We start from the raw sequence: 11,252 nt of genomic DNA, 5'->3' as shown, positions 1-11,252 counted from the left end.
CCGCGACCAATTCGGGTTCGGGGCTGTGGGTCTGCAGCCTGGCCAGCTGCTGCGAGGTGCGCCGGTACAGCAGCACCAGCTCGTCGGCTTCGGCGCCGGTGAGTTTGCGCTGCCGCGTCAGGGCGTCCAGCCTCGTCCAGGCCCCCCGGTTCCGGGCGCTGTAGGCGTCCACATCCATCAGGTTTCCCTCCCACTGCGCGGCCGCCCGGCGCTGTAGTGCCCGGCCGGCCCGGCGGGCGGATTCCGCCGGTGCTCCGCGTCCTACGGTTCCCGACGCCGCCGTGCGCAGCGGGCCGTCGTGGAAGAATGCTATGCGATATGGCTGAATTCACGACGGGGGAAGCGGTGGCGCTGGAGCTGCCGGTCGCCCGTATCCCGACCCGCGCCGCGGCGTTCGCGCTCGATCTGATCCTGCAGTTGGCGCTCGGGATGGTGTTACTGACCATCGTGATGCTGGTCGTGCGCGGCGACGACAGCGATCCCTGGTTCACCACGCTGTCACTGGTCGCGCTGGTGGCCGTCGTGGTCGGTTATCCGGTCGTCTGGGAGACGCTGCTGCGCGGTGCCACGCCCGGAAAACTCGCTTTCGGACTGCGGGTCGTGCGCGCCGACGGCGGGCCCGTGGATTTCCGCCACGCGCTGACCCGCGGCCTCACCGGCGCCATCGTGGATTTCTGGATGCTCGGCCTGTTCGGTGTGATCGCGGTCGTGAGTTCGCTGTGCTCCGCGGACGCGCGGCGGATCGGCGATGTGCTGGCCGGGACGGTGGTCGTACATATCCGGCAGCCGCTGTCGGTGCCCGCCCTGGCGGTACCGCCGGCCTGGCTCACCGGTTGGTCCGCCGAACTCGATACCGCCGCGCTGCCGGAGGATCTGGCGCTGGCGATCCGCCGGTACCTGACCCGGATCAATTCGCTCACTCCCGCCGCCGCGCACGAGCTGGGGCAGGCGCTTGTCACCGCGGTCTGCGACCGGTTGCGCACCACCGCGCCCGCGGGCTACCCGCCGGTCCAGATCCTGGGCAGCGTGATCGCCGAACGCCAGCGTCGCGCCCTGCCCGCCCGGGTGGCGCCGGGCTTCGGGCCGCTGCTACCGCTACCGCCCCTGCCGGGGCAGTGACCTCACAACGCGCCGGACTGTTTGAGTTCCAGGTATTCGTCGGCCAAGGCCTCGGGTAGATCCGCGGCGGCCGCCGCCACTACCGCGATACCACCGCGCCGCAGTGTTTCCTGCAGGACCGCGTGCTCGGCGATCCGGGATTCGGCGGCAGCCGCCCGGTAGAGCGCGCGGAGGTCGCCGCGGTCGGCCGCCGCGGCGGCGATATCCGGATCGGTGACCGAGACGATGAGCACCCGGTGGCGCCGGGCGAGTACCGGCAGTACGGGTAGCAGGTTCTCGGTCACGGCGGCGCCGTCGAGACCGGTGAACCAGACGATCAGGCTGCGCCGCCGGACCCGTTGGACCACCGCGCGCACCAGACCCTCGGTATCGGTGTCCACCAGCGCCGGCGTGACCCCGGCCAGCGCGTGCATCAGCTTGGGCGGCAGGCCCTTCCCGGTACCCTGCCGTACTTCGGCCCGGACCCGGCGGTCGTAGGCGAGCAGGCCGACGGTGTCACCGCCGGCCGCGGCCAGACTGCCCAGTAGTAGCGCGGCCTCGATCGCGCTGTCCAGCCGCGTGCCGTCGCCGATCCGCGCCGCGGCGATCCGCCCGGTGTCCAGCAGCATCAGCACATGCCGGTTCCGCTCGGGTCGCCAGGTGCGCACCAGCACGTCGGCGGCTCGGGCGGTGGCCCGCCAGTCGATCGCGCGGACGTCGTCGCCGGGGACGTATTCGCGGAAGGAGTCGAATTCGGTGCCCGCGCCACGCTGATCGGCGCGGTTACGGCCCTCCAGATGCTGCAGCCGCTTCACCTTGGAGGAGAGCAGGCGCTCGCTCCGGAACGGCGGCAACGCCCGGACCCGCGCCGGGACCGCCCGGCGGAACTGGTGACCCGCCAGCCCCATCGGCCCGAACAGGCGCACGGTGACCGGACCGGCGGCGCGGTCTCCCCGGCGGGTGGGCGTCACCGTGGTGCGCAACCGGACCAGGTTGCCGGGGGCCAGCGCGATGCGGTGTTCGCGGCCGGTGGCCCCGGCCCCGGCGGGCCAGTCGTCCCAGACGAATCCCCGGAGCGGGCGGGAGCCGGTATTGGTGACCGCGAGTTCGACATCGGTGTGACCGCCCAGGCGCAGAACCGTCGACTCCGCGCGGTGCAGCGTCACCTCCGAACCGGCCGGGGTGAGCAGCCGGTCGGCGGCTGCCAGCGCGACGACCAGAATCGTGGCCGCCGATACCCCGAACCAGGACGGAACCGCCACCGTGACCGCCACCGCGACCACGACCGCGACCAGGACCAGGCGCCCGGTGACGACCACGGCTACACCGGGACCGGGATCGACAGCAGCAGCGACGCCATGACCTGCTCGCCGGTGACCCCGTCGAGTTCGGCCTCCGGGCGCAACTGCAGCCGGTGCCGCAGCACGGCCACGGCCACCGTCTTCACATCGTCGGGCGTGACGAAACCGCGTCCGTTGAGCCAGGCCAGCGCGCGGGCCGCGGCCATCAGTGCGGTGGCACCCCGGGTGGACGCCCCGTGCTGGACCGCGGCCGCGGCGCGGGTGGCCCGGCACAGGTCGACGATGTAGGCGAGTACTTCCGGCCGCACGGTGATTTCGGCGATCGCGGCGCGGGCCGCGGCGATATGGGCCGGACCGGCCACCGGCCGCAAACCGGCACCGGTGAGATCACGGGGATCGAAACCGGACGCGTGCCGCTGCAGAACACGGAATTCGTCGTCACGGTCGGGCAGGTGGATATCGACCTTGAACAGGAACCGGTCCAGCTGCGCCTCCGGCAGCGGGTAGGTGCCCTCCTGTTCGATGGGGTTCTGGGTGGCGACCACCACGAACGGATCGGGGAGCGGCCGGGCCCGGCCGTCCACCGAGACCTGGCGTTCCTCCATCGACTCCAGCAGCGCGGACTGGGTTTTCGGCGGGGTGCGGTTGATCTCGTCGGCGAGCAGCAGATTGGTGAAGACGGGGCCGTCGCGGAAGGTGAACTCGGCCGAGTGCGGATCGTAGATCTGCGATCCGGTGACATCGGCGGGCATCAGGTCGGGTGTGAACTGCACCCGGCTGTGCTCCAGGTCCAGGGCCGTGGCGAGGGCGCGGACCAGCAGGGTCTTGGCCACACCGGGTACACCCTCCAACAGCACGTGGCCGCGGCACAGCAGCGCGAGCACGAGGTACATCACCGCGCTGTCATTGCCCACCACCGCCTTACCGATCTCGGCGCGTAACGCGGCGAAGGCCGCGGCGGCCTCGGCCGCGGTGGGCCCGGACGTCGCGCCGGGGCCTGCCTTTCCGGTGTCAATGCTGGTCATCCGACCTCCGCTTCGATCCATTCGAGTTGCGCGGCAACTATTTCCAGGGTGGCCCCATCCGGTACCGGGCCGTAGAGCGCCGAGCCGACGGTGCCCGGATCGGCGCCGATCCGCGCCGCGACCGCGGACACCAATGCCTCGGGGGTGATTCCGGCCGCCACGCCGAGGGCGTGGCGCGATCGCCGGATAGTGGCGGCGCGCAGGACATCCGCGATATGCGCGTGGTCCCCGGAGCGGCGGTAGAGCCCCGCCTGCCCGACCAGTAGTTCACCCGCTGACACTTCCACCGGCCGTGGCTCGCCGACCACCGCGCCGCGGCGCCGGGCCCGCCACCAGACGAGCAGTACGCCGGCGATCAGGAACTGCAGGCCACCGAAGGCCAGCCAGGCCGGAGTCCGCGCGAAGAGGGAATCGTCACCGGTCGGCCGGGGGAGGTCGGGGTCGTAGTCGCTGTCGGGCGGATCCACCGGCGGCGGATCCAGCGGTGGCGCGTCCGGAGCCCGGGGCGCACTGGGACCGGAGCAGCCCTGCAGCACGGCGTACAGGACAAGGGCCAGCAGGGTGAATGCGGCGACGGCGCCCCAGAACCGGGGATCGCGGAGTACCGGTGGCCACGACCACGAACCCGTCCGTGCTCGGGAGCGGCGGGCGCCGGATTCGACCTCGACCGGTTCCGCGGCGGGCGGCGGCGCGGTCGCCGAGAACCGGTCGGCTCGGGTCAGCCGCAGGTACTCGTCCTCGCCGGCCCGCCGGCCGCCGTAGACGACCTCGTCGAAGGCGTCGGCGGCGGGCGGTATCTCGGCCGAGACATCCGGTGGCAGCAGCGCCGCGGTCTCGTGCGCGGTTTCGCGCGCCGTCCGGGAGCGGCGGACATCGAGTACCGCGCGCTGTTCGAGTCCGCGCAGTACCGCCCGGAACCGTTCTCGCAGCGCGGTATCGAAATCGCCGTGGGCGGCGGCCCGTTCGGCCGCCGCGTGATGGACGGCGGCCGCGTCGAGCGCGGGGCGGTCCGGGACGGGCGGTTGTGGAGTGGTCACCGGGGGCCTCCGGCGGGAACGCGGATATCGAAACCCTCCCGGCGGCAGCGCAGGTCGAGATAGCCGACGACCCGGGACGCCGCCTCCACCACTTCCGCGAACGCCACGAACAGCAGCGCGCCACCGGTGACCAGGATGAGGAAGGGCCAGCGGTGGGTACCGGAGATATCGCCGACGAAGAGCAACAGCCCCAGTAGCGGGGCGATGAGTGCGGCGAACAGCAGGCGCTGGCAGATCCACGCGCCGGCCCGGCGGCCGCGTAGCGGACGAGACAGCATCGCCGAGCGTTTCAGCGCCGCCCCGGCGGTCGCCCGTTCGGCGAACAGCACCGGTTCGACCGCCAGATGGGTCGCGCGTAGCCAGGACAGCCAGAGCATCAGCAACGGATAGGTCAGCAGGAACCAGAGCAGACCGCTCACGAAGCCGAAGAGGAAGAACAGGGCGCTGGGGGCGAGAACGGCGATTCCGATGACGCTGAACACCGTTTGGGTCAGCAGCAGCGGCCCCAGGCGGGCGGCGGTGCGGCGCACGGACTCCCGGAAACCGATCGGGGTGCCGACCACGCGCGCCAGACCGATATTGATCGTGACACCCCGTAGCGCGAGCCGCAGCGGCCAGGCGCAGCCCAGGGTGGCGAACAGCGCCGCCAGCGCGGTCGCCTCATCCGATCCGCCGGTGAGATGGGAGATCAGGCCGATGAACCCGGCGACCACCAGTTCACCGGCCACCAGCAGGAGGGCGGCGCCCGCGGCCGGTGTCCGGATATCGGCCTGTAGCAGCGCGAACGGCAGGTCGAGTAATTCCCGGAAACTCAGTGGGCGGATCGGGACCGTCGCATCCTGGGCTCGGCTCTCCGGATCCACTCCCGCCCCGACGGCACCGGCCGGATCAGCGGCAGGCTGCACGCGGCCGAGTCTAACGGGTGCGCCGGTACGTGGCTGCCGGACGAACCGGCGGTGCCTACCGGTCCGCGGGCGGGAGTTCGCGGGGGTGCGCCTGCGGCAGTGGGTTGCGGCCGGGTTCCAGCCGGGTGGTGGCGGAGACGATGGCGTCGGACTCCAGCGTGAAATCGGCGTCGATCACGTCGTCGTCATGGCGGGGCGCCGGAGGTGACGCGGACCGGTCGGGCTCCCGGTCGCCGCCGGGGCCCTCGACACTGATCTTCCGCGTCCGGCGCAGGGTGAAGGTGATCTCCTCGGCCTCGGTCAGCACTTGGCGCGCGGTGCGCAGCGGCCGGCCCGCGGTATCGAGCGCGTTGTCGATGGCGGTACCGACGAAGGACGGGACCAGCGGCCGGATCATGCGGGCGGCGGTATCGCTGAACGGGAGGGCTCCGATGAAGGGCAACTCCAGGCCTGCCGGGCGTTTGTGCGCGGCCGTCGTGGCCGGCACGTCGGCGTGGTCCACCCGTTCGAGTTCGCGGCCCCCGGCGGGCAGGGCGCGGGGCCCGGGTTCCGCGGCGCCGGTGACCCCCTCCCGTTCGGTGACCCCGATCTCCAGCCCGCCCAGCGCCGCGATCACCCGGGTGCGCTGCCGCTCCCGGTCGATCGTGGTGTCCGCCTCGGCGGCCAGCCGGGCCGAGGTGAGCCGCTGTTCGGCCCGCACCGCCGCGGTCTCGGCCCGGACCCGGGCCTCCTGCTCGGCGACGGCGGCGTCGGCGGCGCGATCGGCGCGATCGCGCACCGCCTCGGCCGCGCGGCGGCGTTCCTGGGTGGTCTCCCCGCGCCACCAGCGCAGGATCAGGGGCAGCAGAGCCAGCAGCGCGAAGAACAACCAGGTGAGTGCCCGGATCACGAACGCGCCCGTATGCGCGGTGGTGTGGTCGTGCGCTGCCGACCAGCGGGCGCCGAAGCCGCGGTCGTCCCGGCCGGCCGCCGTCGCGCGGGCTTCGCGCAGGGCCGCCCGGGCATCGGTGACCCGCTGGTCGAGGGGCGCCACTCGATTCTGCGCGGCGGTGAGCGCGGCCCGGGCGTCATCGAGCATGTCGTTGGCGGTTCCGGCCTCCGGACCGCGCCCGGGGACACCGGTGATCTTGGTCTGGGGGCATTCGGGGGTCGGATTGAATTCACACCGTGCGATGGTCAGCGCGGTGTCGATATCGGTGCCGGCCCGGGCGATGGTGCCATCCAGGGCCGTGCGTTCGGCGATCGCGTTGTCGAGGTCGTCCTGGGCGGTCCGCACGGCGGGGGCCGCGGTGGCGTCGGCCGCGGCTCGCTCGTCCAGGACCCGGTCGACCGAGCCCGCGAACAGTACGGTGGTCGCGAGTTCGGCCACCAGTAGTCCCGCGGCCAGCGCCACGCCGACCCGCAGCAGTACGGCCGGGGTATTCGGCGCACCGGCCTTACGGTCGGGCCGGGCCGTCGGTTCGGCACCGGCCAGCGCACGGCCGACCAGGCCCGCGAGTACGCCCGCGACCAGTGCGGTGAGGACGACGGCCGGGGCCGGCCAGTCGCCCGAGGCCAGCGCGGTCGCGGTGATACCACCGGTGACCAGGGCGAAAAGGGCTACGGCCACACCCGTGAGGGTGTAACCGGTCCGTTCGTATCCGTCGGCGGCCTCGGCGGGCTGCCCGCCGCCGAGCCAGATGAACACGCCGGTGACGCTCATGGGACCCATATCCTCGCAGCTCTCATCGGCACTCCTTTGGAGCAGGTTCGTGCGGTCCGCGGAGGCCGCAGCGAAGGCGGAGGTATCGCATCATCGATTCGTTGTCTCAGCGTGACAGGCGGCACGCCGGTCGATCGAGCCCTCGCACACCTGTGTGGGCATCTTCACAGGGCCGCGCGGAAGTGTCGCGTCGCGCCCGGCCGTCCTGGCATGGGCGGATGCGCCGCCGAGGTCGAATCCCGTGCTGCCACAACGGGACCGATTCGTAAATAGATGCGGACAATGTGTTCTAAACCACTGAAATAGGTGTTTGCCCATTGTGTGCTGGAGTTCCGGAAAGGCAAAACAGTCCGGACGGTCGGATCATGTTCGGCGCTTGTCACGCCGCTGTCACGAACATCTCATCGGGCCCGGTCGCAGTTAGCCATGGGTGCATGGGTTTGCCCGTCGGCATCCGCGGGAATTCAACTCCGATGCAGGTGAGCGCATGTTCGGTGGATCCGGGACGGTTCGGCGAATCCGGCCGGATCGGTGGATCGCCGCTGTTCGGAGGGCTGCTCCGGGATCGATTCACCTCCGAATGCTGCTTTACACTAGAAAACGCGCATATGTGGAGGAACGAATGAAGAAGCCCAGCTAGACCGATTATTAGGGCAACCTTGGTTGGTTGGGCCCCGGGCCTGGCTTATCGTTTGCTCTTACGCCGCACACACCGAGTCCGGCCGAGAAAACGTACGGGCACCCCACCGATACCGGCCAGCCTAGCGGGCAAAACCCCGCCTCTCAGTTCCGAACGCGTAAGCGTTTCGTTACCGGCGGGCACCAGCGCACCGGCGCGGGTGCGACAACTTCAGACGTGACTGCACGCCGAACACCATCAGCGCGGCTGGTGTCGGCGAACGTACGGACGCAGTCCTAGCAAGGGGCGTTCGACAGTACCGGCGTTCGACTACGGGCGTCCTCTCGAGGCCGCACCACGTCGAGGTCGACTTTTTTCGAAGGCAGAGGCATGACGCAACTACCTGGCCACAGGTCCCCCGGACCCATCGGGCTCTACGACCCGGCGAACGAACACGACGCCTGCGGCGTCGCGTTCGTCGGTGATATGCACGGCCGCCGCAGCCGTGACATCGTCGACAAGGCCATCACGGCCCTGTTGAATCTGGAGCACCGCGGCGCCGCGGGCGCCGAGCCGAACTCCGGCGACGGCGCGGGCATCCTGATCCAGGTCCCCGACCGCTTCTTCCGCGCAGTGGTCGACTTCGAGCTGCCCGCCGAGGGGTCCTACGCCACCGGTATCGCCTTCCTCCCCCAGGCGCGGCGCGAGGCCGCCCGGGCTTGTTACGGCGTCGAGAAGATCGTCAAGGAAGAGGGCCTGACGGTACTGGGCTGGCGCGAGGTACCCATCGACGAATCGTCGCTCGGCGCGCTCTCGCGCGACGCCATGCCGCTGTTCCGGCAGGTTTTCATCGGTTCCCCGGCCGGCGCCGACGAGCAGCTCTCCGGGATGGACCTGGAACGCCGCGCGTATGTGGTCCGTAAACGGGTCGAGCACGAACTCGGCCGGGCCGGCGCCGGTGAGGGCGCGGTCGGCCGGGAGTCGGTCTACTTCTCGAGCCTGTCCGGCCAGACCTTCGTCTACAAGGGCATGTTCACCACGCCGCAGCTGCGTGCCTTCTACCTGGATCTGCAGGACGACCGGGTGGAGAGCGCCCTCGGCATCGTGCACTCCCGGTTCTCCACCAACACCTTCCCGTCCTGGCCGCTGGCCCATCCGTTCCGCCGGGTCGCGCACAACGGCGAGATCAACACGGTCGCCGGTAACGAGAACTGGATGCGGGCCCGCGAGGCGCTGCTGCGTTCGGATGTCTTCGGCAAGGATTCCGCCGGCAAGAACCGCCTGGAGAAGATCTTCCCGGTCTGCACCCCCGGTGCCAGCGATACCGCCCGTTTCGACGAGGTGCTGGAACTGCTGCACCTGGGCGGGCGCAGCCTGCCGCACGCGGTGCTCATGATGATTCCCGAGGCGTGGGAACGCAACGAGAACATGGACCCGCAGCGCCGCGCGTTCTACGAGTACCACTCGATGCTGATGGAGCCGTGGGACGGCCCGGCGTCGGTGTGCTTCACCGACGGCACCGTGATCGGCGCCGTGCTGGACCGCAACGGTCTGCGCCCGAGCCGGATCTGGGTCACCGACGACGGTCTGGTCGTCATGGCCTCCGAGGTCGGTGTGCTGGATATCGACCAGTCGAAGGTCGTCCGCAAGATCCGGCTGCAGCCGGGCCGGATGTTCCTGGTGGATACCGCGCAGGGCCGGATCGTCGGCGACGAGGAGATCAAATCCCAGCTCGCCGCCGAGCACCCGTACCGCGAATGGCTCGATGCCGGGATCAAGCATCTGTCCGACCTGCCCGACCGCCCGCATGTGCATATGTCGCACGACCGGGTGCTCATCCGGCAGCAGATCTTCGGGTACACCCTCGAGGAACTGAACCTGCTGATCTCGCCGATGGCCAAGACCGGTGCCGAGGCGCTGGGCTCGATGGGTACCGATACCCCGATCGCCGTGCTCTCCGCGCGGCCGCGGCTGCTGTTCGATTACTTCTCCCAGCAGTTCGCCCAGGTCACCAACCCGCCGCTGGACGCGATCCGCGAAGAGGTCGTCACCAGCCTGCGCCGGCAGATCGGCCCGGAGTCCGATCTGCTGCACCCCACGCCGGAATCGTGCAAGCAGATCGTCATCCAGCAGCCGATCATCGACAACGACGAGCTGGCGAAGCTGGTCCATATCAACGACGACGGCAGCCAGCCCGGTCTGCGCTCGGTGGTCGTCCGCGGCCTCTACGACGTCAAGGCCGGCGGCGAAGGGCTGCGTCAGGCGCTGAACGCGATCAACACGCAGGTCTCGGCCGCCATCGACGGCGGTGCGCGGATCATCGTGCTGTCCGACCGCGAATCCAACGAGAAGCTCGCGCCGATCCCGTCGCTGCTGCTCACCGCTTCGGTGCACCACCACCTGGTCCGGGAACGCACCCGCACCATGGTCGGTTTGGTGGTCGAGGCCGGTGACGCACGCGAGGTGCACCATATGGCGACCCTCGTCGGTTTCGGCGCCGCCGCGATCAACCCGTACATGGCGTTCGAGTCGATCGAGGACATGCTCGATCGCGACGCGCTGTCGGTGCCCGGCACCGAGGGCGATACGGCGGCCGCCTACCGCAAGGCCGTCGCCAACTACAACAAGGCCGCCAGCAAGGGCGTGCTCAAGGTGATGTCCAAGATGGGCATCTCCACCGTCGCCTCCTACAACGGCGCGCAGCTGTTCCAGGTGATCGGCCTGTCGCAGGAACTCGTGGACGAATACTTCACCGGGCTGCGGTCGCATCTGGGCGGTATCGGTCTCGACGAGATCGCCGACGATGTCGCGAAGCGGCACGCCGTGGCCTTCCTGGAGAACCGCAACGAGCGCGCGCACCGCGAACTCGAGGTGGGCGGCGAGTACCAGTGGCGCCGCGAGGGCGAATACCACCTGTTCAACCCGGACACGGTCTTCAAACTGCAGCATGCCACCCGCAGCGGGCAGTACTCGATCTTCAAGGAGTACACCAAGCTCGTCGACGACCAGTCCGAGCGGCTGGCCTCGTTGCGCGGCCTGATCAAGTTCAAGAAGGGCGCGCGCTCCCCGATCCCGATCGAGGAAGTCGAGCCCGCGAGCGAGATAGTCAAACGCTTCTCCACCGGTGCGATGAGCTACGGCTCGATCTCGGCGGAGGCGCACGAGACCCTCGCCATCGCCATGAACCGCCTGGGTGGCCGCTCCAACTCCGGTGAGGGCGGCGAATCGCCGGCCCGCTTCGAGCCGGAGGACAACGGCGACTGGCGGCGTAGCGCGATCAAGCAGGTGGCCTCCGGCCGCTTCGGCGTCACCGCGCACTACCTGACCAACTGCACCGATATCCAGATCAAGATGGCCCAGGGCGCCAAGCCGGGCGAGGGCGGCCAGTTGCCCGCGCACAAGGTGTACCCGTGGGTCGCCGAGGTGCGGCATTCGACGCCGGGCGTGGGCCTGATCTCGCCGCCGCCGCACACCAATGTCGCGTCCGGCCAGTCGAGCGGTTCGGACAATGTCGTCGACACCACGATCGCCGGCAGGTTCCGCATCCGGGTGACCCAGGGGTCAC

7 protein-coding genes are annotated in these 11,252 nt (G+C 70.3%); 2 read left to right on the top strand and 5 right to left on the bottom strand.

Annotated features, from left to right (window positions below):
- Positions 1 to 318: 318 nt before the first annotated feature.
- Entirely contained in the window at positions 319 to 1,119 is an 801-nt protein-coding gene (locus ACWDU1_RS21825; protein ID WP_450001023.1) for an RDD family protein, read from the top strand.
- A 2-nt stretch (positions 1,120 to 1,121) separates the two neighbouring features.
- Here ACWDU1_RS21825 and ACWDU1_RS21820 read toward each other — a convergent pair whose 3' ends face one another.
- From ACWDU1_RS21820 to ACWDU1_RS21800, 5 genes are read right to left on the bottom strand one after another with little or no spacing between them, the layout of a single operon-like run.
- Positions 1,122 to 2,417, bottom strand: coding sequence for a DUF58 domain-containing protein (locus ACWDU1_RS21820; RefSeq protein ID WP_450001021.1), 1,296 nt, complete (start codon positions 2,415 to 2,417; stop codon positions 1,122 to 1,124).
- 2 nt (positions 2,418 to 2,419) lie between these two features.
- On the bottom strand, positions 2,420 to 3,424 hold the full coding sequence (locus ACWDU1_RS21815; protein ID WP_450001019.1) for an AAA family ATPase: 1,005 nt from the start codon (positions 3,422 to 3,424) through the stop codon (positions 2,420 to 2,422).
- Positions 3,421 to 4,461, bottom strand: a complete 1,041-nt coding sequence (locus tag ACWDU1_RS21810) for a DUF4129 domain-containing protein (protein WP_450001018.1) — start codon at positions 4,459 to 4,461, stop codon at positions 3,421 to 3,423. The genes ACWDU1_RS21815 and ACWDU1_RS21810 overlap by 4 nt, the downstream gene beginning before the upstream one ends.
- A complete protein-coding gene (locus ACWDU1_RS21805; protein ID WP_450001017.1) occupies positions 4,458 to 5,366 on the bottom strand; it encodes a hypothetical protein in 909 nt (302 codons plus the stop codon). Before ACWDU1_RS21805 ends, ACWDU1_RS21810 begins: the two co-directional genes overlap by 4 nt.
- A gap of 55 nt (positions 5,367 to 5,421) precedes the next feature.
- Positions 5,422 to 7,068, bottom strand: coding sequence for a DUF4407 domain-containing protein (locus ACWDU1_RS21800; protein WP_450001015.1), 1,647 nt, complete (start codon positions 7,066 to 7,068; stop codon positions 5,422 to 5,424).
- A 1,009-nt stretch (positions 7,069 to 8,077) separates the two neighbouring features.
- Here ACWDU1_RS21800 and ACWDU1_RS21795 point away from each other — a divergent pair.
- On the top strand, positions 8,078 to 11,252 hold a 3,175-nt coding region (locus tag ACWDU1_RS21795), incomplete at its 3' end, for a glutamate synthase central domain-containing protein (RefSeq protein WP_450001013.1).

Source organism: Nocardia sp. NPDC003345 (genome assembly GCF_053589395.1).
The sequence above is the reverse complement of the archived record's forward strand: the minus strand, read 5'-3'. Positions and strand labels throughout refer to the sequence as shown.

Excerpts from the sequence above, each read along its gene's own strand:
- ACWDU1_RS21825 (WP_450001023.1), top strand. The coding sequence starts at position 319 with ATGGCTGAATTCACGACGGGGGAAGCGGTGGCGCTGGAGCTGCCGGTC.
- ACWDU1_RS21800 (WP_450001015.1), bottom strand. The coding sequence starts at position 7,068 with ATGAGCGTCACCGGCGTGTTCATCTGGCTCGGCGGCGGGCAGCCCGCC.
- ACWDU1_RS21815 (WP_450001019.1), bottom strand. The coding sequence starts at position 3,424 with ATGACCAGCATTGACACCGGAAAGGCAGGCCCCGGCGCGACGTCCGGG.